The following is a 23,566-nucleotide window of genomic DNA, read 5'->3' as shown; positions in this document are numbered from 1 at the left end:
TTAAGGAACCAGATTTTCCATAATCTGGCGTTCTTCCCCTCCCAATGAGAGTTAAAAATGAATACGTTAAATGAATTTGGACAGCCCGTGGGCGAAGCGCTTTTTGACTGGCAGCCGCGCCCTCACCCCTCCCGCGTAACGCTAAGCGGGCGTTACTGTCGGCTTGAGCCGCTGAGCGTGGCGCATGCCGACGCGCTGTTTAACGCCTATCGGCTGGCTGAAGATACCCGTAGCTGGACCTGGCTGCTTCGCGAGCCGGACGCCACCCCGGGCGAGTTCACCCGCTGGGTCGCGAGCGTGTGCGAACTGCCCGATCCGATCCATTTCACCGTGATCGATAATAAAACCCAGGCCCCCGTGGGAACGCTCGCGCTGATGCGCATCGATCCACAAAACGGCGTGGTCGAAGTGGGACACGTGCATTTTTCGCCCCTGCTTAGCCGTACGCCGATGTCGACAGAAGCGCAGTTTCTGCTGATGCAGTACGCGTTCGATACGCTGGGCTATCGTCGCTACGAGTGGAAATGTAACAGCCTGAACGAACCTTCCCGTCGCGCGGCGCTGCGTCTGGGGTTTCAGTATGAAGGGCGTTTCCGTCAGGCGCTGGTCGTGAAGGGCCACAACCGGGATACGGACTGGTTTTCGATTATCGACAGCGAGTGGCCGCGAATTTCGCAGGCGTTTCAACGCTGGCTTGCCAACGACAATTTTACCGACGATGGCAAGCAGCGAAAAACCCTGGAGAGCTGGCGTGAAGCGCGCATTTAGCGTCTTTTTTTACGTCCCTGCACCGCTTTAAAACGCGGATTAGACTTACAAATAACGTACAGGCGTCCTTTGCGCTTAACGATCTGGCAGTCGGGATGGCGCTGTTTTGCGCTGCGCAGCGAGTTAAGTACCTGCATGATTAACCTCGCTTCGCGTTAAGAAAGCCGCCAAAGCGCTGGCGGAAGCGGGCCGCGCTGCCTTCCGTCGAAAAGGTCTTCTGCTTGCCGGTATAGTACGGATGCGATTTTGATGACACCTCGATGGTGATATAGGGATAGGTTTCACCGTCGAGCTCAATTTCGCGGTCGGTTTTGATCGTTGAACCGACTTTGAAATATTCGTTGGCGCTGGTGTCGTGGAAAACCACGGTGCGATAGGCAGGATGAATATTCGGTTTCATAATGGGCCCTTTGTTTTGTTATAACATAACAAAAGAATAACGAAGCTTTTGGCCAAAAACAACCCCCTCTCGATCGAGAACAGCTATCGATCCCCTGCCTCCGCTATAGGATCAATGTTTTCTCATGCTATAACTGTATCATTTCACGGTGAAATTATTTCTCCTCAGGCAAACGTCGTCGCTGCCCGGGAGCGGGCACAAGAGGAAGGAACGGCAGCATGAAAACCCGACATCTGGTCAGCCTGGTCACAGGGATTTTGATCTTGTCCGTACTGATCCCCATCTGCCTGAGCATCTGGCTGGCACATCTCCAGGCAGAAGAGGAATTTATTGATACGCTTGATAATTACGCATCACGCGTGCTGCTGCGCACGGACAAAGTTGTTGATCAGGCAAAAGATGCCCTAACGCAGCTGCAGCGGTCCAAAGGCGTCCCGTGCAGTCGTCAGCACCTACGGGAGATACGCCAGGTCGCCTTTTCCCGCCGCTATATTCAGGAAGCCATTTACGTCGAAAACCGCAGGCCGATCTGCTCCTCTCTGGAGCAGAGCAGCAGAAGCGCACCGTTCCCACCGCCTATGCGCCACACCTCCGACGGTTTCAGCGCCTGGATTACGCCGCAAAACGATCTCGGGTTTCATCACTACATGGCCGTGCTGGGGAAAGGAAATTACCTGGTCATGATCGATCCGGCATCGCTTGTGGACGTGATTCCTTTCGGAACGGTCGTCATCGACGCCGCCCTGATAGGCAGCACCAGCCATCTGGTTTTCGCCAGCAGCAGCGAGCTTAGCCAGCACGTTAAGCAGCTCATGGAAAGCAAAGGGCTGGCGCAGCTTGAGTATGCTGGCGCAATGTATATCCGCAAGACCATCCCGGAGCTGGGCATCGCCGTTATCGCGTGGGCGCCTTTAAAACCGCTGGCCGAAAGCTGGCACAAACAGCTGATTTTCTGGCTCCCCTTCGGCGTGCTCGTTAGCCTGATCGCCGCGCTCTTCGTGCTGCGGATCCTGCGCCGCCTGCAATCCCCGCGTAATCGCCTGCTGGACGCGATCGCTAGCCGTGATTTCATCGTGAACTATCAGCCCATCGTGGCGCTCGGCAGCGGTAAAATCGCCGGCGCAGAGGCTCTCGCCCGCTGGCCTCAGCCTGACGGGAGCTATCTTTCACCGGATATCTTCGTTCCGCTGGCGGAGCAGACGGGGCTGATTTCGCAGCTCACCGAGCTCGTTATCGAAAAAGTCTTCGAAGACATGGGAAGCTGGCTGCATTTACACCCGGACCAGCACATCTCTATCAATCTCGCCCCCGCGGATTTAACCTCCGGCAGGCTGCTGCCGCTGATGCACGGCCTTCTGAACAAATGGGGCGTTCACCCCGGGCAGATTGCTCTTGAACTCACCGAACGCGGTTTTGCCGCTCCAAAAGTGAGCGCCCCGGCCATCGCCGCGTTTCGCCGCGCGGGCCATGCCGTTTACATCGACGATTTCGGCACCGGTTATTCCAGCCTGAGCTATCTGCAGGACCTGGACGTTGATACGCTGAAGATCGATAAGTCCTTCGTGAACGCGCTGGAATACAAAAACGTGACGCCGCACATTATCGAGATGGCAAAATCGCTGAAGCTGACCATGGTGGCAGAAGGCATTGAAACGGAAGGCCAGCTTGCCTGGCTGCGCCGCCACGGCGTGCAGTACGGGCAAGGCTGGTATTTCAGCAGGGCGCTGCCAAAAGTGGAATATATTTTCTGGGCAGAGCACAAACTCGCCCCGCCGCCGCAGTCCTGACGGCGGCGGAGCGTTCCCGGCTAGCGCGGCGTCTGCTGCCAGCTAAACGCATAGCGCACCCGGCGCGTTGGCAGCAGAAACTCGGGTGAAACGCTTGGGCTCCAGGAGTCGTCCCCGCCCAGCCCCATGTGGAAGGCGTCGAGGATCAGCCAGCAGCCCGGCTCTTCACGCAGCAGGTGCTGGTGCGTCGTCACGTGCAATTGCTGCTGGCCGTAGCGGCTCAGCGAGAAGTGGAAATCCCCCTGAAGCTGATGCCCGGCAAACGCCAGCTCGCGCGTGTCGCAGCGCAGGCCGTTCTCCGTTGGGAAGATGTAGGGCGTATGCAGCGCCGCGAGCGGTAGCGTCCAGCGCCCAAGCTGCGCGGCCAGCTTCCGGTCCGGATAGTTTTCCAGAGGCCCTCTGCCAAGCCAGGTGACCGTTTCCGGCACCTGCGCGAGCTGGACGCTAACGCCCACGCGCGCGGGCTCGGGAATATCAGACGCGACCAAAACCGTCGCATCGACGTGCAGCGCGCCGTGGTCGTCCACTCGCCAGAACTTATCGCTCAGGAATAGCGCGTTGCCGCAATGTTCCCAGACGTGGCGCGTTGTCACCACTACCTCATGCCCCCGCTGCTGCGCTTCGCACAGCAAAACGCGCGACGACATCTCATACATGCCTGCCGCTTTCCAGCGCTCAACCCAGGCGTTCGGATCGATACGCGCGGCTTCGCTGACGCCGATGTCATTATCCAGCGGCGCGCGGGTGAAATTATCCGTCAGCGGAGAAAGCAGCGTTTCCACGTCGTGGTTCCACCACTGCGTCAGGTGGCCGGATGCCCGATCGAACCACCAGCGCTGCCGCTCATGGGTAACCTCGAACGCATCGGCCCGTTCCGTCAATACCGGCGGAGTTCCCACGCGCGCCGGTGGCGCGACGTGCATCGGTGCCGGAAGCTGCCACTGATCCCAGGCGCAGCGGTGGCCCGCCGGAGACCACGGCGTCGCCTGCGGCTGGTACACTTCTAGGTTAAGCCAGACCTCGCCCGGCGCGGCGGACAGCGTTGGTAAAGCGATTTCCACGCGCTGCGTGCCCTGAGGCGCAACGTCAAGCGCCACCTCACCGGAGGCAAGCACAAGCCCGTCGCGGGCAACGGACCACCTCAGCCGCTCGTTGTCGGTCGTGCGGAACAGATAGTCGCTGTGCACCTCAACCACCATCGGCGAGGCGCTGGCCCGCGTAAAGGTGAAGAACTGCTGGGCGCGCTGCGCTTCGAACAGCGCCGGATGCGGCGTTCGGTCCGGGAACACCAGCCCGTTCAGGCAGAACTGGCGATCGTTCGGCCTGTCGCCGAAATCACCGCCGTAGGCCCAGAACGCCCGGCCTTCGTCGTCCCTCTTCGTCAGCGCCTGGTCAACCCAGTCCCAGACGAACCCGCCCTGCAGGCGCGGATGGTCGCGAAACGCCTGCCAGTATTTGGCGAACCCGCCGAAGCTGTTGCCCATCGCGTGGGCATACTCGCAGAGGATCAGCGGGCGCGCTTCGTCCGGCATGCCGATCCATTTCTTAATCGACCATTTCGGGACCGCCGGAAACGGCTGATCCTCGTCGACGCGGGCGTACATCGGGCAGACGATATCGGTCGCCGCCGTGTTGGCTCCTCCGCCTTCGTACTGCACCGGCCGGGTTGGGTCCGTCGCCTTCACCCAGCGGTAGAGCGCATCGTGATTCGCGCCGTGCCCGGATTCATTGCCGAGCGACCAGATGATAACGGAGGGGTGATTACGATCGCGCTGCACCATCCGCGTGACGCGCTCGCTCATGGCGGGCAGCCAGCGGGGATCGTCAGCAAGGCGGCTCATCGGCACCATGCCGTGCGTTTCAATATTGGCCTCGTCAACCACGTACAGGCCGTAGCGATCGCAGAGGGTGTACCAGAGCGGATGGTTGGGATAGTGCGAGCAGCGGACGGCGTTGAAGTTGTGCTGCTTCATCAGCTCAATGTCGCGGCGCATCGTCGCCTCATCCATGACCTGCCCGTTTTCAGGGTGATGCTCATGGCGGTTGACGCCGCGGATCAGCAGCGGTTTACCGTTCAGCTTCAAAAGCCCGTTTTCGATTGCCACGCGGCGAAAGCCGACGTCGCAGGCTTCGGTTTCGAGCAGCTGATTCTGCGCGGGGCGCAGCGTCATCGTCAGGCGGTACAGGGCGGGCGTCTCCGCGCTCCACAGTGCCGGTTCCTCAACGGGCATCGACACCGTGAGCCGCTCCGCCCAGCCTCCGCGCTCGTCGACAACCGCTGAGCCCGCCCGCCGCGCGGCGCTGGCGCACGGCTCGTCGTCGCGCCAGAGCGTGCATTCCACCTCGCACTCCGCGTAGCGCGGGCCCGCCAGCGCGATATCGACCTTCAGAACCGCCCGATCGCACTCGGCGTTCAGGTCAGTGGTCACCTGGTAATCGGCAATATGCGTTTCAGGCTTATGCTGCAGCGAAACGTCGCGGAAAATGCCGCTCATGCGCCACATGTCCTGATCTTCCAGATAGCTTCCGTCGCACCAGCGCAGCACCATGACGGCAATGCGGTTTTGCCCCGGACGGAGAACCGCCGTGAGGTCAAATTCGGCGGGCAGGCGGCTGTCCTGGGAATAGCCGATCCACGTGCCGTTACACCACAGGTGAAAGGCGGAGTTCACGCCGTCGAAGACAATCCGGGTTTGCCCCTGTGCCAGCCAGGCGCTGTCGACGTCAAATGTGAGCGAGTAACAGCCGGTCGGATTTTCTGCCGGTACGAACGGCGGATTAACCGGAATTGGGTAGGTTACGTTGGTGTAGACGGGCGTATCGAAACCCTGCATCTGCCAGTTTGACGGTACGGGCATGGCAGCAGAATCGGCGCAATCCTGCGTAATCCATGCCTCCGGCACCTGCTCCGGTGCAGAATAAAAACTGAAGCGCCACTCGCCGTTCAGCGAGCGTCGGCTCTGCGATGGTGCATCCCTCCTCGCGAGCGTTACATCGCGCCAGCTGTGAAAAGGCGGGTGTGCGGCCAGACGGTTCCACTGGCTAACGCCGGGATTTTCCCAGTCCCGACGGGCCAGAAGTGCGCTGAGGGTCAGCGGGGGTAACGTGGACATATCAACCTCTTTGCGAAGCGCTCACAATTTGATGCAACATGCCCTGATAATCTCGTGCGGTAAAGCGCGCGCGTGCAATGAAGCGAGTCAGATCACAAAGTCTTATTCCCGCGCCAGCTGCTCGGCGAGGGCAGCCAGGCTGCGGAGCTGTTGCGCAAGCGCTTCACGATCGGCCTGCCCTGCCCCCCGGGGCGCAGAAGAATGGCGCGCGACCAGCGTAACGGGAAGCTGAACCTGCCAGCAGCGGTCAACGTTGACTGGCGCCAAAAGCCACTCGACGCTGCGCATACCCGCTTCGCGAAACGCCTGGCGCACCGTGGTCAGCGGCGGAGAAAACCACGCGCTGTCTGCCGTATCGTCAAAGCCAACGATGGAGATTTGCCCGGGAACCGCCAGCCCCTTTTCCGCGCAGGCGCGCATCACGCCCAGCGCCATCTGATCGTTAGCCACCAGGATAGCCTCCGGATGCATTACTCCCGAAAGCAGGAGGTGCCCCTTTTCATAACCGGATGCTGCGCTCCAGTCGCCGCTGGCTATCCCCGCGGGCTCTAGCCCGGCCTGGCCCAGCGCCGCTTTCCAGCCCGCCAGGCGCGCCCGTGCGGAAACCGAGCTTTCCGGCCCGCCCAGCAGCGCAATTCGCTGATGGCCGAGGCCGAGCAGGTGCTGCACGCCTAGCCTCGCCCCTTCGTCCGCGTTGAAAATCAGGCTGTGAACCCGCGCCGTCGGCGCAACGTCCAGAAACAGTACCGGAACCGGCGAAGCCATCTCGCGCAGCGCCTCGGCGTGCGCATCCTCCAGCGGAACGTTCACCAGCAGCGCTTCTACCCGCTGCGACAGCAGCTCCTGCAGCGCGGCCAGGCACTGTTCGGCAGATTCCACCATGGAGATCAGCACGCTTGCCCCCCGCTCAACCGCGCGGGATTTTACCGCCGAGACAATTTGCGACGGAGCGTGCAGGGCCAGATCGGTAGCGATCAGCCCCAGCGTGCGGCTGCGCTTGCCCGCCAGCTGCTGCGCGCCGCGGTTAGGCACGTAGTGCAGCTCCGCCATGGCCCGCTGCACCTTTTCGCGCGTTCGTTCAGACACGTGCTCCGCGCCGTTAAGCACGCGGGAAACCGTTTGATAAGAGACGCCCGCCAGGCGGGCCACGTCATAGAGAGTGATAGCTTTCATGCGTACCTGCATCGCCAGAAGAGATTCCGCCATTCTGGCACAGGCACGCTGTTAAAGCATGTGAGCGCTTCGCAGAATTAAACAATGCGCTCGGGTTCAGCTACCACCTGCACCCTCGGCTTTTGCCGGAACCACGGCAGGCAGAGCTGGATGAGCGGACCGATGGTCAGCGCGTACAGCACCGTTCCGACCCCGAACGTTCCGCCCAGCACACAGCCGATCAGCAGTACGGAGACCTCAATGGCCGTGCGCACCACGCGAATCGACCAGCCGAAGCGGGCGTGCATGCCGGTCATCAGGCCGTCTCTCGGCCCCGCGCCAAACCCCGCACCGATATACATCCCGGTGGCGATCGCATTCACGACGATCCCCGAGACTAACAGCGCGATGCGGATCGGCAGCGAGGCGATGTCCGGGATCAGCGCCATCGACGCATCCGCCGCGAGGCCAATGCAGATGACGTTACTGATCGTTCCAAGACCGGGCATCTGCCGCAGCGGGATCCACAGCAGCAGGACCAGCGCCCCCGTCACGATGATCACCGTGCCGATGCTCACGCCCAGCTGTAGCGCCACGCCCAGATGAAAAACATCCCACGGATCGACGCCCAGATCGGAGCGGATAAACATCGCGGTCGACAGGCCGTAAAGCCCCAGGCCGACGTAAAGCTGAATCAGACGACGTACCATTTTTTCTTCTCCCAAAAACCAGGCTTTCATCATCGGTGAAAATGGCTCTATGATTAATGTCCAGTTTTCAAATAGTGGACTGCATATGTCAGCTCGTCGTTTCGGTAGTCAGTCTTTGGTGCGCCTGCTGGGCAACTGGCAGCACCCCGGTTCCCGCACGCCGCTGTGGCGCCAGCTGGCGGACGCGCTGCGCATGCTCATTCTGGACGGCAGGCTGGCGCTGCACACGCGCCTGCCGGGCGAGCGGGAGCTTGCCGCCGCGCTGGAGGTCAGCCGCACCACAATAAGTAGCGCCCTCGGGCTCCTGCGTGAAGAAGGCTATCTCGAAAGTCGCCACGGCAGCGGGTCGCGCGTGATTTTACCGGACTCGCACGCCGTCCCCACGCTTTCAACCGCCAGCGCGGCGCTGGATCTTTCCACCGCAGCGCTCGGCGCCGGTCCTGAAATTCACCAGGCCTACAGCCACGCGCTGACGATGCTTGCGCAGCACCTGACGCTAACGGGTTACGATCAGCTGGGATTGCCCGCCCTGCGCGAGGCGATTGCCGCCCGCTACACCGCGCGCGGGCTGCCAACGCGGCCGGATGAGGTGATGGTGGTGAACGGCGCGGTCAGCGGCTTTGCGCTGGTCTTGCGGATGATGACCGGCCCAGGCGACCGCGTCGTGGTCGATCATCCCACCTACGCGCTGGCAATTGCCGCCATTCAGGGGGCGCTTTGCCGCCCGGTTGGCGTCTCACTGCCCGAAAAAGGATGGGATACCGATGGCTTCGCCGCCACCATCGCCCAGACGGCTCCCCGCCTGGCCTACCTGATGCCTGATTTTCATAATCCGACGGGCCGCTGCATGGACGTTCCCACCCGTCAGGCGGTAGCGGACATTGCGGCACAAACACGCACCGCGCTGGTGGTGGATGAAACGATGGTGGACCTGTGGTTTGATGCTCCCCCGCCGCCGCCGCTGGCCTCTTTTAATCCTGAGGCCACGGTTATCACGCTCGGCTCAACGGGCAAAAGCTTCTGGGGAGGATTACGTCTTGGCTGGATCCGCGCCTCGTCGCGTACGATTGCGACGCTGGTCCAGACGCGCGATACGCTGGATTTAGGCTCACCCCTGCTGGAGCAGCTGGCCACGCAGTGGCTGATTGAGCACGGCGACGAATTTCTCCCCGCGCGCCGAAACATGCTGGCAGAACGGCGCAACCGGTGCCGGGAACTGCTGCGCGAGCATTTTCCCGACTGGACGTTTGACGAGGCTGAAGGCGGCCTTTCCTACTGGATTGCGCTGCCCGGCATGCAGGCCACGCAGCTAGCGGCGCGTGCAGAAACGATTGGCATTAACCTGGGTACCGGGACGCGGTTTGGTCTTTCGGGCGCGTTCGATCGTTATTTGCGTATGCCCTTTTCACTTCCGTCAGAGGAATTAGAGCAGGCGCTGTTAAGAATCAAACCGCTGTGGCTGGCGCTTAATAACGCCGCCCCCGCTATTAAGCGAAGTTTCGTATGAAATAAAGCATAAAAACGGCTGACTGAAGCAGGTGCAGTCAGCCGTTTTCACCGGCATGGGGTCAGTGCTGAGGAGGAATAGGGAAACCTTTCAGGGAAATAACAAAATTATCCCCGTCTTTCTTTATTTTTGCACCGGTGTCACACCAGTCCGACGCAATTCGAAAGAACTCATCGCTTCCGACGTTCCAGTCAAGCCGGACGTGTTTAACATAGCCCGAGCGTAAAAGATCGCAGGCTTCTTTGTAGTCGTGGGCGTTTGACGGTTGTTGTTTCATTTTCTCTTCTTCAGAAGTTTACGCAGTGCCTTGATTTCTTTAGGAGTAAATGGAGAAACACTCTCTTCTTCCGTATGCTGATTGTCGATATCCTCTTCCGATACTCCCGCCTCTGCTTCCGCTTCAAACGCCAGCAGCAGCAGCTTCTCTGTGGTCACGCTAAGGTTTTCATTGTTCACTTCAGCGTAGTGGCGAAGTCTTTCTTTTAGCGCTTCATCGATTTTAACGTTTAATACCGCAGTCGCCATGATGGTCACTTCCCTTCGGAATAAGTGCTTAATTAAATACACGAACGTGAGGCGGTAATCCAGACATATATTTTTTGATTATGACGGAGAAATTACGGCCAAATATAAAATGGCACGCTTTTATTTCATCTTTATGACAGAAATATTTCAGGCGAATGAATAATATATTAAATATTAATTCAATAACCATGATTACGCTATGGATTAATTATCCATGAAAAAATAAAGGAAATAGCAAAGCAAGGAGAATGCATACGGAGGGCCGAAATGGGTGGGGGCCCTGCCAGCTACATCCCGGCACACACGTCGTCTGCCCTGGCTGCTTCCTTCCGGACCTGACCTGGTGAACAGAGTAGCGTTGCGGGAGAACCAACAGAGCCCCCATTGAGAGCGTTGTTAACCAACGCGCAGCCGCATTATCGCTATGCCGCCCGGCAATTGCAAGCCGACGGCATCTGGATGCTGGTTTATTGCGCAAACTTGCGTTGTAATCAGGTAATATCTCACTTTTGCCGATCGTAGCGCCGTAAACCGCCAGACAGGAGCCCCCATGGACGAACAGGACAAATTCCCCCAGCGCGTGTGGCAGATTGTCGCCTCAATTCCCGAAGGGTATGTCACCACCTACGGCGACGTGGCTCGTCTGGCAGGGTCGCCGCGCGCGGCGCGGCAGGTCGGGGGCGTGCTGAAAAGGTTGCCTGAAGGCAGCACTTTGCCCTGGCATCGGGTGGTGAATCGCCACGGTGCGATTTCGTTAACCGGTCCAGATCTGCAGCGCCAGCGTCAGGCCCTGCTTTCAGAAGGCGTGCAGGTTTCGGGCGGCGGGAAAATTGATTTGCAGAAATATCGATGGGTGTACTGATGCCCCCTTCCGAAGAAGAGGGCTGTGCGATTAAAGCTGAGTCGGAGGCGTTGGCAGAGAGGGCTGATTGCCCTGCGGCGCGACCGGCACTTCCGTTTGCTGCACCGGAACCAGATTCAGGTCAATCTTCGTACCGCCGTGGTTGACAGCTTCCTGAACCGTGTCGGTAATGAAGACCAGCTTATCGTTAATCGTCACCGCAGCGCTTAACAGGATGCGTGCGTTAGGCTTCACGTCCGCTGGATTATAGGGCAGCACGAAGCTGAACGGTGCCTGCTTGCCTTCGGTGCGTACCGCGCGCTGCGCCAGCACTTTAGAAGGAGCATCGGCCAGCGACGCATCAGACAGCGTAACGGTTAATACCGCGTCCGGCGGCAGCGCTACTTTCTGTTTAATCCAGACCGTACCGGAAACATTCGGTTGCTGAATGGCCTGCTGTGAAAGGGTATTGATCCCGTTTTGACTTGCCGTTGGCACCGGCACATCGGCACTCTTACCAGCACAGGCGGACAGCGCCACCGCAATTGCCACACCACTTACCATAGGCACGAGTTTCATTGAAGTCTCCTTATCATCAATGCACCAGCGGGATCGATCCCATCTGATGTCGTTTCATTCACATAACGTAAACAAGTGTGGCACAAATCACGGATTTATGCCTAATTTCGCCCGGATATTAAGATTATTCTACCCGTCGGACCACTTACATTTCTGGGTTATAATCAGCGTATCTTTCGCCACGGCGTTTTATTGAGGACCACTATGAGTCAGGCACTGAACAATCTGCTGACATTACTGAATCTGGAAAAAATTGAGGAAGGGCTCTACCGCGGGCAAAGCGAAGATTTAGGCCTGCGCCAGGTCTTCGGCGGGCAGGTCGTGGGGCAGGCGCTGTATGCCGCAAAGGAGACCGTTCCGGCAGACCGTCTGGTGCACTCCTTCCATAGCTACTTTCTGCGCCCTGGCGATAGCGCAAAGCCGATCGTGTACGACGTTGAGGTGCTTCGCGACGGCAACAGCTTTAGCGCGCGACGCGTGGCGGCGATACAGCACGGTAAGCCGATCTTCTACATGACCGCCTCTTTCCAGGCGCCGGAGCCGGGCTACGAGCATCAAAAAACGATGCCGCCTGCGCCGTCGCCGGACGATCTGAAATCAGAGACGGAGATCGCCCGCGCGCTCGCCCACCTGCTGCCCCCGCAGGCTAAGGAAAAATTCCTGTGCGACAAGCCGCTGGAGATCCGCCCGGTGGAATTTCACAACCCGATGAAGGGACATACCGCCGAGCCAAAACGCCAGGTCTGGATGCGCGCCAACGGCACGGTGCCGGAGGATTTTCGCGTCCATCAGAACCTGCTGGGCTATGCGTCTGATTTCAATTTCCTTCCGGTTGCGCTTCAGCCGCACGGCGTCGGATTCCTGGAAAAAGGGATGCAGGTTGCGACTATCGACCACTCGATGTGGTTCCACCGTCCGTTTGATATGAACGACTGGCTGCTCTATAGCGTTGAGAGCACGTCGGCCTCGAGCGCGCGCGGGTTTGTGCGCGGTGAGTTCTACACAAAGGATGGCGTTCTGGTGGCGTCAACGGTGCAGGAAGGGGTGATGCGCAATCGCGGGTGATCATTGTGCGGCCTGCTGCCCTCTCCCACGGGGAGAGGAAACAAGTACTCAAAACGGCAACTGACGCTGCCGTTTTGCTGTTTATTTATGCATTATACGCATTCTCGCCGTGGCTGTTGACGTCCAGCCCCTCGCGCTCCTGCTCTTCCGGTACGCGCAGGCCAACCGTCATGTCCGCCAGCTTGTAGCCGATAAACGCCACTACGCCGGACCAAACCACGGTGATGCCGATGCTTTCCAGCTGTACCAGCACCTGATGAACCATGGTCACGCCCTCCGCGTAGCCCACGCCGCCCAGCGATTTCGCCGCGAAGATGCCCGTCATAATACAGCCGACGATCCCACAAACGCCGTGGACGCCGAATACGTCGCAAGGGTCGTCAACGCGCAGCACGCGCTTCAGCGCGGTTACGCCCCACAGGCCCGCCAGACCGGCGACCAGACCGACGAGCAACGCGCCGCCCACGCCCACATAACCACAGGCTGGCGTGATCCCGACCAGGCCGGCAATCGCGCCGGAACAGGCGCCCAGCAGCGACGGCTTGCCGCGAACGGCCCACTCGCCAAATATCCAGGAGAGGATGGCCCCCGCCGTGGCAACAACGGTGTTAACGAAAGCCAGAGCCGCGATTTCGTTCGCCGCGCTGGCAGAGCCCGCGTTGAAGCCAAACCAGCCGAAGTAGAGGATCGCCGTACCGGTAAACACCATCGGCAGATTGTGCGGTTTGAACGCCTCTTTGCCAAAGCCCACGCGCTTGCCGATCAGGTAGGCGCCTACCAGGCCCGCCACCGCGGCGTTAATGTGGACAACGGTACCGCCCGCAAAGTCCAGCGCACCGTGTGACGCCAGCAGGCCGCCGCCCCAGACCATGTGCGCAATCGGTATGTAAGAGAGAGTCAGCCAGACCACCACGAAAATCAGCACCGCCGAGAAGCGGATGCGCTCCGCCAGCGCGCCGACGATCAGCCCCACGGTAATACAGGCAAACGAGCCCTGAAACGCGACGTGGATATACTGGTAGAAGCTCCCCATCAGCGCGGTCAATTCGATGTTTTTGAGCATCGCCCAGTTAAAGTTGCCGAAGAAGGCATTACCTTCTCCGAAGGCCAGCGAATAGCCGTACACCACCCACAGCACGCAGACCAGCGCGAAGGTCACGGCAACCTGGGTCAACATGGACAGCACGTTTTTACCGCGGATCAGGCCGCCGTAAAACAGCGCAATGCCCGGGATTGTCATGAACAGCACCAGGGCGGTGCAGATCATCATAAACGCGTTGTCGGCTTTATCCGCCACCGCAGGGGCAGCCATCGCCGCACCCGGCAGCAGCGCTAACGATGCCAGACCTGTTGTCATTTTTGCTATCTTCATTTTCTCGATCCCTATCACTGTGTGCCAGGCGTTATTTACAGTGCCGCTTCGTCAGATTCGCCGGTACGGATGCGAATGACGCGCTGCAGTTCGGCAACGAAAATTTTGCCGTCGCCAATTTTTCCGGTATAGGCCGCTTTGCTCACCGCATCAACGACCTCATCGAGCTGATCGTCGGCAATCGCGACGTCTATTTTCACTTTCGGCAGAAAGTTGACGCTGTACTCCGCTCCACGATAGAGCTCGGCATGCCCCTTCTGACGACCAAAGCCTTTCACTTCGGTGACCGTCAGGCCCTGAATGCCCATGGAAGAGAGCGCTTCACGCACGTCTTCAAGTTTGAATGGTTTAATAATCACCGTAACCAGCTTCATAAATCCTCTCCAGTCAGAATTTGCCAATGGCCGCAGCTCACACGAAGAAGCTATTGCAAGCGGTGTGCCAGAAAAGAGAAAAGTGGGAATACGCGGTTGAACGCGCGTAAATGCGCGGGAAGGAAACGTCGGGCGAAAAAAAACGCACCATGGCAGTGCATGGCGCGTTTCCGTTTTGCACCAACAGCGACGAGGGTCAGCGCATTGCCTGCTTTTAGTGCATCAGGCGCTAAGGGTCTCTTCTTCGCGCGCGCTGGCGGCCAGCTCTTCGCCCGCCAGCTGGAGCTGATACATCTGCCAGTAGCGGCCTTTAGCCTCCAGCAGCTGTTTGTGCGTCCCACGCTCGACGGCCTGGCCGCGATGCAGCACCAGAATGGTGTCTGCCTCAACGATCGTGGAAAGGCGGTGGGCAATTACCACCAGCGTCGTATGGTCGCGAACGGCGGCCAGCGCCTGCTGGATGGCCTGCTCCGTGCCGGAGTCGATGCTGGCCGTCGCTTCATCCAGGATCAGCACCTGCGGCGTCTCAATCAGCACGCGCGCCAGCGCCAGAAGCTGCTTTTGGCCGACGGAGAGGTTATTCCCCTGCTCGCCCAGCTTCGTATTGATGCCGTCGCTGAACCCGCGCGCCAGCTCCGCCAGCTGCACTTTTTCCAGCACGTCCCAGACCTGCTCCTGGGTATACGAACGGCCCAGCGTGACGTTGGCATAAAACGTATCCGCCAGCACGACCGGATCTTGCTGCACCATCGCCACGCCTTTGCGCAGCACGCCGTGGCTGAGCGAGGCGAGCGGACGGCCGTCCAGGCGGATTTCCCCCTGCGTTAACGGGTAGTAGCCCATCAGCAGGCTGGCGAGCGTACTTTTGCCGCTGCCGGTGTGCCCGACAAGTGCCACAAAGCCGCGCGACGGAACCTCGAGGTTAATATTCTGCAGCACCAGCCGGTCTTCACGATAGGCAAATGAGACGTCATCGAACGCGATGCTGCCGCTTTGCAGAGGGCGCTCGTCGCTGCCGTAGGTCTGCCGCGGCCGGTCCATCAGTTCGAACACGCGCTCCCCGGCTACCACCGCCTGCTGCAGCATCGACTGCTGGGTTGTTAGCTCGATCAGCGGCTCGTTAAGCCGCCCCAGATAGCTGATGAACGCGTACAGCACGCCCACTTCAATAGTGCCGCGCGTCGTCAGGCCAAACAGCATCAGCAGCCCGCACAGCACCAGCGCGGAGAAGAGGCTCAGAAGCGGACGCAGCAGAAAGCCGTCAAGGCGCAGGGTTTGCATGCGCGCCATATAGTGCGAGCGGCTGGCTTCGCCCATGCGTTCGCCAAACCGCGCCTGCTGGCGGAACTGCTGGATCACGCTCATGCCGTTAATCACTTCGTTGAAGCCGTCGTTGATGTCCGCCAGATAGGCGCGCACGCGGCGAACGATCGGCGTGCTGTAGCGCTGGTAAATCACCATCACGATCAGCACCGCCGGGAAGATGGTGATGGCCACCAGCGCCATGCGCCAGTCAAGGCTGAACATCGCCACCAGCATCGCACCAATCAGCGCCGCGCTGCGCAGCACGGTGGCGACGACGGTGACGTAAAGATCGCGAATCACCTCGGTATCGTTGGTGACGCGAGAAATCACCTGCCCGACCGGCTGGGTATCGAACTCGCTGAGCGGCTGGCGCAGCGCCGCATCCATCACGTCCGTTCGCAGTTGCTGTACCACCCCAACGGCCGCCCGGTTAAAGAGCAGAGACTGGGCGTAGTGCAGCGAGGCCGCGGTGATTTGCAGCCCCACATAGGCGACGCCAAGCCCGGCCACCAGCCCCAGCGGCATATAGCTCTTCGCCACCATATTGTCGATGAAGTAGCTAATGAGCAGCGGGCCGCTCACTTCGGCAATCGCCGCGATCCACAGCAGAAGCACGGCAATCGACAGCGGCTTGCGCCAGGGGGAGCCGTACGCCAGCAGGCGCTTGAGCGTTGGCCACAGCTGTCCAAAATTACGCATCTTTCGCCTCCTGTCCCTGCTCCGGAGCATCATCCAGCGCTGCTTCGAGCTGCTGGTAGCGGTACATATCGCGATACCAGCCCGGCCGATCGGCAAGCTGCTCGTGCTGGCCGCGCTGGGCAATATGCCCGTGCTGAAGCACTAAAATTTCATTGGCCTCCGTCAGCGCAGAAAGACGGTGGGCGCTGATGATCACCGTGCGCCCCTCGCCCCACTGGCGCAGGTTATGCAGGATCTGGTGCTCGGTGCGGCCGTCGACGGCAGAAAGCGCGTCGTCCAGGATCAGGATTTCAGCGTTCAGCAGCAGCGCGCGCGCAATGGAGATGCGCTGTTTTTGCCCGCCGGACAGCATTACGCCGCGCTCGCCCACTTCCGTTTCATAGCCCTGCGGCAGCCGCAAAATATCCTCGTGGACGCTGGCTAAGCGCGCCACGTGCTCAATCTCCGCCTGCGTGGCCGCCGGGCAGCCCAGCGCAATGTTGTTGGCGATGGTATCGGAGAATAAAAACGGCGTCTGGCTAACGACCGCCAGGCGGCTGCGCCAGTCGTCCAGCAGCAGCTCGGCGAGCGGAATATCGTGGAAGCGGATATCGCCCTGGGTGACGTCAAAGTGGCGCTGGAGCAGCGACAGAACGGTGCTTTTCCCCGCCCCCGTCGGGCCGCAGATCCCCAGCATTTGTCCTGGCTGCAGCGTGAAGTTGACGTTTTCCAGCACCGGCCGCTCCGCCTGCGGGTAGACAAACTCGCGAACAGACGCCTCAATCACCCCGCGGCCTTCAGGTACCGGCCTGGTGCCGTCGTTGACTACCGGCGCCTCGGCCAGCATCGCGCGGATGCGGCTGTAGGCGGCGCTGCCGCGCTCGACGATGTTAAACATCCAGGCCAGCGCCAGCATCGGCCAAATCATGAGCCCAAGGTACATCGCGAAGCTGGTCAGCTGGCCGAGCGTCATCGTGCCCCGCACGACCATCCAGCTTCCGCCGCCAACGGCCAGCAGGTTTGCCATCCCGATGGCGATATAGATCGTCGGGTCGAAACGGGCGTCGATACGCGCTACGCGCATGTTTTTCGCGCCGGTATCCGCCGCATCTGCGGCAAACAGCGAGGATTGACGGTCTTCCAGACCAAACGCCTTAATCATGCGGATGCTGGTCATGCTCTCCTGCGTGCGATCGTTCAGCGACGAAAACGCCGCCTGCGCCAGCTTGAAGCGCTCGTGCAGCTGTTCGCCAAAGCGGTTAATCGCCAGGGCCATGATCGGCATCGGCAGCAGCGCCAGCAGCGTCAGCTGCCAGCTAATCTGGGTGGACATGACGATCAGCACCGCACAGCCCATCACCAGCGAGTCCACCAGCGTGAGCACCCCTTCCCCTGCGGCAAACACCACGCGATCTACGTCGTTGGTCGCGCGGGCAATCAGATCCCCGGTGCGGTGGCGTAGATAAAATTCCGGATGCTGGCGGCTCAGCTGGCGGTAGAAATCTTCCCTAAGCTCAACGGCCAGCTGATAGGACGCGCCAAACAGCAGGACGCGCCAGACGTAGCGCAGCAGGTAGACGACGACGGCAGTGAGCACCAGCGTCCCAATCCACATCCACACCCGTGCGGCGGTGTAATGCTGTTCCGTAACGCCATCCACGACGTACCCGACCACCTTGGGCGGGATCAGCTGCAGAATGGCAATGATAATAAGCAGGAATACTGCGCCGAGATAGCGTTGCCATTCCCGACGAAAGTACCAGCTTAATTGGGCAAATAATCGCACGCGGTCTTTTCCTGAAGGTATTTTACTTGGTTATTCAATGGGTAATGCAGTGGTGTATTTAATCTGTTCCATCGCGAAACTCGAGGTGACGTCCGATAAGCCCGGGACGCTGTTGACCAGCCGCTTGTAGAAATCATCGTAACGCTTCATATCCGCCACCTGAACGCGCATCAGATAGTCGTACTCTCCCGCCATGCGCCAGAAGCCGAGCACCTCGGGCATCTCTGAAACCTGGGTAACGAAGCGGCAGTACCATTCGCTGCTGTGGTGCTGCGTTTTTATCAGAACAAAGGCCGTCAGCCCAAGCCCCAGCTTTTCGGGATCTAACAGCGCGACGCGCCCCAGCAGAATGCCGTCGTCTTCCAGCTTTTTCAGGCGCTTCCAGCACGGCGTGGTGGTCAGATTAACGGCATCTGCCAGCGCCTGCAAAGAGAGGGTGCAGTCGTTTTGCAGGAGTGAAAGCAGCTTGCGGTCAATTTTATCTAACATGCTCACCTCACAGAGAAAATTTTTCTCCCTTAATTCTATTTTAAAGGCCAGATAGCAACAATTTTTTCTGTGCTATTCGCTATGCTGGGCACAAAATGACAAACGGATAATTACGATGAATACCACCTGGGTTAAACATGCCATCAGCGAGATAAATGCCGACTATCAGCGTTCAGCAGATACCCATCTCATTCGCCTTGCACTGCCCGGATTTCCCGGCATTCAGCTCTATCTGAAGGATGAGAGTACCCATCCTACCGGCAGCCTGAAGCATCGCCTTGCTCGGTCCCTGTTTCTATACGGATTGTGCAACGGCTGGATTAACGAGGGCACGACGATTATTGAATCGTCATCCGGCTCGACCGCCGTCTCCGAAGCCTATTTTGCCCGCCTGCTGGGCCTGCCGTTCATCGCCGTGATGCCTTCCTGCACGGCAAAACGCAAAATCGAGCAGATCGAATTTTACGGCGGACGCTGCCACTTCGTGGAAAGCGCCTGTGAAATCTACGCCGCTTCCGAAATGCTGGCCCGCGAGCTTCGCGGCCACTATATGGACCAGTTCACCTTTGCCGAACGCGCGACCGACTGGCGCGGCAATAACAACATCGCGGACAGTATTTTCCGCCAGATGACCCACGAGCCGCACCCCGTTCCGTCTTACGTGGTGATGAGCGCGGGGACGGGCGGAACGTCGGCCACCATCGGCCGCTATATTCGCTGCCAGGGGTACGATACCCAGCTGATGGTGGTTGATCCGCAGAACTCGGTGTTCCTCGACTACTGGCAAACCCGCGATGCGGGCCTGCGCAGCCCTGTGGGGAGTAAAATTGAAGGAATTGGTCGCCCGCGCGTGGAGCCGTCTTTTATTCCTGACGTGGTAGACGAAATGCTCCGCGTGCCGGACGCCGCCAGCGTCGCTACGGCACACTGGCTGGAAACGCAGCTGGGCCGCAAGGTGGGAGCATCCACCGGTACTAACATGTGGGGCGCGCTGCAGTTGGCCGCCCGGATGCGCGAAGAGGGCCGCACGGGCTCGATCGTTACCCTGCTGTGCGACAGCGGCGAGCGCTATCTGGATACCTATTACAACGCTGAATGGGTGCAGGCCAATATTGGCGACATTGCCCCGTGGAAAGCGGAGATTGCCGAGCTGGTGAAATAAAAAAAAGCCAGGCAGAAGCCTGGCTTGCTGGAAGGATCTCACTATTCGGGGGAATACGGGAGGTTGTTGTTGTCCAGCCAATGTGTCAAAAAATGGGACACCGCTTCATTACGGCAGTGTCCAATAACCGGAAGATGAGGCAGCTCCGCAATGAGCTGCGGCATCGCATTACCCATGATCAGACCGCGACCGACGCTGCCGAGCATCTCGCGGTCGTTCATCGCGTCGCCAAACGCCATACAGTCCTGCATGGTGAAGCCGAGATGGTCGCTCAGCACTGCCAGAGCCGATCCTTTGTTGCACCCTACCGGCAGCACTTCCAGACAATCCACCGCCGAGAACGTCAGATGCGCACGGTTGCCCAGCGCTTCGTTTAGCTGGATGCGTAAACGGCACAAATCATCACGATCGCCGCAGAAACAGATTTTGGTCACCGCATGGGCGGGGAGACGGCGCAGGTCGATAAGCTGATATTTAAAACCGCTGTAGACGTGCGCGTGCAAAAGCTCAGGGATTTCCCGGCCGGTAAACCAGCCGCCGTCATTGAAAACGTGGACGCTGGCCTGCGTATCCCAGGCGCTGTGGAGAACGATATCCGCCACTTCCGGGTTGAGATCCTCGCGATGCAGCACGTCCCCTTCAACGGAGTGAATGCGCGTGCCGTTGCCGGTGATCAAATACGCGTCCAGAGAAAGCGCGCCCAGCAAATGACGCATCTCCAGCTCGTGGCGCCCCGTAGCAAACGTCAGGGTAACGTCGCGCTCGCGCAGCCGCTTCAGGGTGGCCAGGGTTTTATCGCCTAAGCGGTGATCCGGCATTAGCAGCGTACCGTCCATATCAAATGCAGCGAGCCGGGCCATAAATACTCCTGAAGTGTGATGCGGTTAACTTGTGCATCAGTATTACGTGAGATATACGGAAGTAATAGTGAATAGATGATGATTATTGTTCCGGGTTTATTATGCGTCAGCTTAACCGCCTTAATCAGTACCAGCGCCTTTGGCATCCTTCTGCCGGTGCGACGCAGCAGGTCACCGTCGCCGAACTTGCCGACCGCTGCTTTTGCAGCGAGCGACACGTGCGCACGCTCCTGCGCCAGGCCCAGGAGGCGGGATGGCTCAGCTGGCGCGCGCGGTCAGGCCGCGGCAAGCGCGGTGAATTGACGTTTCACGTTACGCCGGATTCCCTGCGCAATACGATGATGGAAGAGGCCTTAAGGAGCGGGCAGCAGCATAACGCTCTTGAGCTGGCCCAGCTTGCGCCCGACGATTTACGCGTGCTGCTGCATCCGTTTCTGGGCGGACAGTGGCAAAACGATACGCCGACGCTGCGGATTCCCTACTACCGTTCGCTGGACCCGCTTCATCCCGGCTTTTTACCCGGCCGCGCCGAACAGCATCTGGCTGGGCACGTTTTCTCCGGGCTCACGCGCTTTCACGGCGACGGCAGCGAGCCGGTAGGCGATCTCGCCCACCACTGGGAGGTCTCTCCCGACGGCCTGCGCTGGCACTTTTATATTCGCTCGACGCTGCACTGGCACAACGGTGACAAAATCAGCACGGCGCAGCTTCAGCAAAGCCTGACGGCGCTGCTGGCATTGCCGGCTCTGAACAAGCTCTTTCAAAGCGTGATAAGCGTTGACGTTACCCACCCGCAGTGCCTGACGTTTCGGCTGCATCAGCCGGACTACTGGCTTGCGCACCGGCTGGCGAGCTACTGCAGCCGCCTGGCGCACCCCGATCGGCCCATGACGGGGAGCGGACCCTTCAGGATCGTCGCCTACGATCCCGAGCTGGTGCGCCTGGAAAGCCATGAGCAATATCATCTTAGCCACCCCTTGCTGAAAGCCATCGAGTACTGGATCACGCCACAGCTTTTCGATCGGGGTTTGGGAACAAGCTGTCGTCATCCCGTGCAAATCGCCATTGGCGAGCCTGAAGAGCTGTCCAGCCTCCGAAAGGTCGGCAACAGCACCAGCCTAGGGTTTTGCTATCTCACGCTGAAGCAGGGTCCGAATCTGAGCGAAATGCAGGCGCGGCGGCTGATCAACATCATTCATCTCTCCACGCTGCTGCACACGCTTCCGCTGGATGAAGGGCTAATTATGCCCACGGAGGAGCTGCTGCCGGGCTGGCTGATCCCCCAGTGGTCGGATTTAACGAACGTTTCCCTGCCCGATGCGTTGACGCTGGTGTATCACCTCCCCGTGGAGTTACACACCATGGCTAATCAGCTAAAACGCTATCTGGCCAGGCAGGGCTGCACGCTCAAGGTGATATTCCATGATGCCAAAACCTGGGACGGCTGCCCGGCGCTTGCGGAGGCAGATATTATGATGGGCGACCGCCTCATCGGTGAAGCGCCGGAATATACCCTTGAGCAGTGGCTGCGCTGCGACGCGCTTTGGCCGCAGCTTCTGAGCGCGCCGCAATACGCGCATCTGCAGGCAACGCTTGACGCCGTTCAGATCCAGGCCGACGAGCGGGCCAGGCACACCGGTTTGCAGGCCATTTTCTCTCAACTGATGGAGAGCGCCGTGCTGACGCCGCTGTTTAACTATCAGTACCAGGTCAGCGCGCCGCCGGGGGTCAACGGGATCCGTCTCAACACCCGCGGCTGGTTTGATTTCACCGAGGCGTGGCTTCCCGCGCCAAAAGCGTGAAGAAGCTGGTCCCCGCAGTGGCCAGGCGTTACCATAATGTTTTACCGTAACTGTTGAGATGATTTATGAAACGTGCCGTCGTCGTGTTCAGCGGAGGACAAGATTCCACTACCTGCCTGGTTCAGGCGCTTCAGCAATATGATGAAGTTCACTGCGTTACTTTCGATTACGGCCAGCGTCATCGCGCTGAAATCGACGTAGCGCGGGAGCTGGCGTTAAAACTGGGCGCACGCGCGCACAAGGTGCTGGACGTAACGCTGCTGAACGAACTGGCCGTGAGCAGCCTCACCCGCGACAGCATTCCCGTACCGGACTACGAGCCGGACGCCAGCGGCATTCCAAATACCTTTGTTCCCGGTCGCAATATTCTTTTCCTGACCCTCACGGCGATCTATGCCTATCAGGTGAAGGCCGAAGCGGTGATTACCGGCGTATGCGAAACGGACTTTTCCGGCTACCCGGACTGTCGCGACGAGTTTGTGAAGGCCCTGAACCACGCCGTTAATCTGGGCATGGCAAAAGAAACGCGTTTTGAAACGCCGCTGATGTGGCTGGATAAGGCGGAAACCTGGGCGCTGGCAGACTACTGGGGCAAGCTGGACCTGGTTCGCGAAGAGACCCTGACCTGCTACAACGGCATTAAAGGCGATGGATGCGGCCAGTGCGCCGCCTGTAACCTGCGCGCTAACGGCCTGAATCATTATCTGGCCGATAAGGTCGGCGTGATGACCGCGATGAAGAAAAAAACCGGTCTGAAATAAGGTGACGCTAACGTGCTGTCGAAGGGTACATATCGACAGCACGGTTACTCCTCACTATTACCTAAACGATCATTAGCTCCAGCTTTTCGCGCAGCTCTCCCTCAAGCGGCAGCGCTTTCTGCGTTTTGAGATCGATACAGACAAACGTAATCAGCGCGTCGGCGACCACCTGGCCTTCAGGGTCCAGCGTCACCACCTGGCTTAACACCCCGCTCTTACCGTTTAACTGCTGTACCTGGCTGGTTACAGTGAGCACATCGCCCAACACGGCCGGGCGGCGGTAGTTAATGTTAATGTTGACGACCACAAAGGCGATGTTGTGCGCGGTCAGCCACTGAAAGCTGTCGCTGTTTTCAAGCCCGTCCCACCGCGCCTCCTCCAGAAATTCGAGATAGCGGGCGTTATTGACGTGCTGGTAAACATCAAGATGGAAACCGCGTACTTTGATTTTTGTCTGCATAGCGCAATAGCCTTTACTGTTGTTATAGGGTTAGAGGTCATAACTGGTATGACCTCTTTATCCTGGCAAA

23 protein-coding genes and 1 other RNA gene are annotated in these 23,566 nt (G+C 59.4%); 8 read left to right on the top strand and 16 right to left on the bottom strand.

Going from position 1 to position 23,566, the window contains the following annotated elements:
- Positions 1-57: 57 nt before the first annotated feature.
- A complete protein-coding gene (locus DBY73_RS11565; RefSeq protein WP_112011281.1) occupies positions 58-768 on the top strand; it encodes a GNAT family protein in 711 nt (236 codons plus the stop codon).
- Here DBY73_RS11565 and ykgO read toward each other — a convergent pair.
- Together ykgO and DBY73_RS11555 are read right to left on the bottom strand one after the other, a co-directional pair.
- Positions 765-905, bottom strand: a complete 141-nt coding sequence (gene ykgO, locus DBY73_RS11560) for a type B 50S ribosomal protein L36 (protein ID WP_003859006.1) — start codon at positions 903-905, stop codon at positions 765-767. The genes DBY73_RS11565 and ykgO overlap by 4 nt on opposite strands.
- A gap of 2 nt (positions 906-907) precedes the next feature.
- A complete protein-coding gene (locus DBY73_RS11555) occupies positions 908-1,168 on the bottom strand; it encodes a type B 50S ribosomal protein L31 (protein ID WP_112011280.1) in 261 nt (86 codons plus the stop codon).
- Positions 1,169-1,386: 218 nt separating this feature from the next.
- Between DBY73_RS11555 and DBY73_RS11550 the strand changes: the two genes are divergently transcribed.
- Positions 1,387-2,955, top strand: a complete 1,569-nt coding sequence (locus DBY73_RS11550) for an EAL domain-containing protein (protein ID WP_112011279.1) — start codon at positions 1,387-1,389, stop codon at positions 2,953-2,955.
- 20 nt (positions 2,956-2,975) lie between these two features.
- On the opposite strand, the gene DBY73_RS11545 is transcribed toward DBY73_RS11550, so the two are convergent.
- The 3 genes from DBY73_RS11545 to DBY73_RS11535 form a co-directional block, all read right to left on the bottom strand.
- Positions 2,976-6,068, bottom strand: coding sequence for a beta-galactosidase (locus DBY73_RS11545; protein ID WP_112011278.1), 3,093 nt, complete (start codon positions 6,066-6,068; stop codon positions 2,976-2,978).
- A gap of 102 nt (positions 6,069-6,170) precedes the next feature.
- Positions 6,171-7,241 (bottom strand): LacI family DNA-binding transcriptional regulator, encoded by a 1,071-nt coding sequence (locus DBY73_RS11540; RefSeq protein WP_112011378.1) that lies wholly within the window; start codon positions 7,239-7,241, stop codon positions 6,171-6,173.
- 77 nt (positions 7,242-7,318) lie between these two features.
- On the bottom strand, positions 7,319-7,930 hold the full coding sequence (locus DBY73_RS11535; RefSeq protein ID WP_112011377.1) for a hypothetical protein: 612 nt from the start codon (positions 7,928-7,930) through the stop codon (positions 7,319-7,321).
- Positions 7,931-8,015: 85 nt separating this feature from the next.
- On the opposite strand from DBY73_RS11535, the gene DBY73_RS11530 reads away from it, so the two are divergent.
- Positions 8,016-9,437, top strand: coding sequence for a PLP-dependent aminotransferase family protein (locus DBY73_RS11530; protein ID WP_112011277.1), 1,422 nt, complete (start codon positions 8,016-8,018; stop codon positions 9,435-9,437).
- A 61-nt stretch (positions 9,438-9,498) separates the two neighbouring features.
- Here the strand turns inward: DBY73_RS11530 and DBY73_RS11525 are convergent, their stop codons facing one another.
- The 3 genes from DBY73_RS11525 to ffs form a co-directional block, all read right to left on the bottom strand.
- On the bottom strand, positions 9,499-9,714 hold the full coding sequence (locus tag DBY73_RS11525) for a hypothetical protein (RefSeq protein ID WP_112011276.1): 216 nt from the start codon (positions 9,712-9,714) through the stop codon (positions 9,499-9,501).
- Positions 9,711-9,962: a hypothetical protein gene (locus DBY73_RS11520; protein ID WP_112011275.1), complete on the bottom strand. Its 252-nt coding sequence runs from the start codon at positions 9,960-9,962 to the stop codon at positions 9,711-9,713. The genes DBY73_RS11525 and DBY73_RS11520 overlap by 4 nt, the downstream gene beginning before the upstream one ends.
- A gap of 278 nt (positions 9,963-10,240) precedes the next feature.
- An RNA gene (gene ffs, locus DBY73_RS11515) (signal recognition particle sRNA small type) lies at positions 10,241-10,337 on the bottom strand.
- Positions 10,338-10,512: 175 nt separating this feature from the next.
- Between ffs and DBY73_RS11510 the strand changes: the two genes are divergently transcribed.
- Positions 10,513-10,824: an MGMT family protein gene (locus DBY73_RS11510; RefSeq protein ID WP_112011274.1), complete on the top strand. Its 312-nt coding sequence runs from the start codon at positions 10,513-10,515 to the stop codon at positions 10,822-10,824.
- A gap of 30 nt (positions 10,825-10,854) precedes the next feature.
- Here the strand turns inward: DBY73_RS11510 and DBY73_RS11505 are convergent, their stop codons facing one another.
- A complete protein-coding gene (locus tag DBY73_RS11505) occupies positions 10,855-11,382 on the bottom strand; it encodes a YbaY family lipoprotein (protein ID WP_112011273.1) in 528 nt (175 codons plus the stop codon).
- A gap of 204 nt (positions 11,383-11,586) precedes the next feature.
- Between DBY73_RS11505 and tesB the strand changes: the two genes are divergently transcribed.
- Positions 11,587-12,447 carry an acyl-CoA thioesterase II gene (tesB, locus tag DBY73_RS11500; protein ID WP_112011272.1) on the top strand — a complete coding sequence of 287 codons (861 nt, stop codon included), beginning with the start codon at positions 11,587-11,589 and terminating at the stop codon, positions 12,445-12,447.
- Between the two features lie 85 nt (positions 12,448-12,532).
- Here tesB and amtB read toward each other — a convergent pair whose 3' ends face one another.
- The 5 genes from amtB to DBY73_RS11475 all read right to left on the bottom strand — a co-directional run bounded on the left by amtB (position 12,533) and on the right by DBY73_RS11475 (position 18,451).
- A complete protein-coding gene (amtB, locus tag DBY73_RS11495) occupies positions 12,533-13,819 on the bottom strand; it encodes an ammonium transporter AmtB (protein ID WP_112011271.1) in 1,287 nt (428 codons plus the stop codon).
- Positions 13,820-13,854: 35 nt separating this feature from the next.
- Entirely contained in the window at positions 13,855-14,193 is a 339-nt protein-coding gene (gene glnK, locus DBY73_RS11490; protein ID WP_112011270.1) for a P-II family nitrogen regulator, read from the bottom strand.
- Between the two features lie 222 nt (positions 14,194-14,415).
- Entirely contained in the window at positions 14,416-16,197 is a 1,782-nt protein-coding gene (locus DBY73_RS11485; protein ID WP_112011269.1) for a SmdB family multidrug efflux ABC transporter permease/ATP-binding protein, read from the bottom strand.
- Positions 16,190-17,962: a SmdA family multidrug ABC transporter permease/ATP-binding protein gene (locus DBY73_RS11480; RefSeq protein ID WP_112011268.1), complete on the bottom strand. Its 1,773-nt coding sequence runs from the start codon at positions 17,960-17,962 to the stop codon at positions 16,190-16,192. The genes DBY73_RS11485 and DBY73_RS11480 overlap by 8 nt, the downstream gene beginning before the upstream one ends.
- A 30-nt stretch (positions 17,963-17,992) precedes the next feature.
- A complete protein-coding gene (locus DBY73_RS11475) occupies positions 17,993-18,451 on the bottom strand; it encodes an Lrp/AsnC family transcriptional regulator (RefSeq protein ID WP_023310581.1) in 459 nt (152 codons plus the stop codon).
- Between the two features lie 115 nt (positions 18,452-18,566).
- On the opposite strand from DBY73_RS11475, the gene DBY73_RS11470 reads away from it, so the two are divergent.
- On the top strand, positions 18,567-19,613 hold the full coding sequence (locus tag DBY73_RS11470; protein WP_112011266.1) for a PLP-dependent cysteine synthase family protein: 1,047 nt from the start codon (positions 18,567-18,569) through the stop codon (positions 19,611-19,613).
- A 41-nt stretch (positions 19,614-19,654) separates the two neighbouring features.
- Here DBY73_RS11470 and cof read toward each other — a convergent pair whose 3' ends face one another.
- Positions 19,655-20,473 (bottom strand): HMP-PP phosphatase, encoded by an 819-nt coding sequence (gene cof, locus DBY73_RS11465; protein WP_112011265.1) that lies wholly within the window; start codon positions 20,471-20,473, stop codon positions 19,655-19,657.
- A gap of 101 nt (positions 20,474-20,574) precedes the next feature.
- Between cof and DBY73_RS11460 the strand changes: the two genes are divergently transcribed.
- Positions 20,575-22,275, top strand: coding sequence for an SgrR family transcriptional regulator (locus DBY73_RS11460; protein ID WP_112011264.1), 1,701 nt, complete (start codon positions 20,575-20,577; stop codon positions 22,273-22,275).
- 65 nt (positions 22,276-22,340) lie between these two features.
- Positions 22,341-23,036, top strand: coding sequence for a 7-cyano-7-deazaguanine synthase QueC (gene queC / locus DBY73_RS11455; protein WP_112011263.1), 696 nt, complete (start codon positions 22,341-22,343; stop codon positions 23,034-23,036).
- Positions 23,037-23,097: 61 nt separating this feature from the next.
- On the opposite strand, the gene DBY73_RS11450 is transcribed toward queC, so the two are convergent.
- Positions 23,098-23,496, bottom strand: coding sequence for a YbgC/FadM family acyl-CoA thioesterase (locus DBY73_RS11450; protein ID WP_006176913.1), 399 nt, complete (start codon positions 23,494-23,496; stop codon positions 23,098-23,100).
- Positions 23,497-23,566 lie beyond the last annotated feature (70 nt).

Origin of the sequence: Enterobacter sp. RIT418 (assembly GCF_003057745.1) — a bacterium.
Lineage (GTDB): Bacteria > Pseudomonadota > Gammaproteobacteria > Enterobacterales > Enterobacteriaceae > Enterobacter.
The sequence above is the reverse complement of the archived record's forward strand: the minus strand, read 5'-3'. Positions and strand labels throughout refer to the sequence as shown.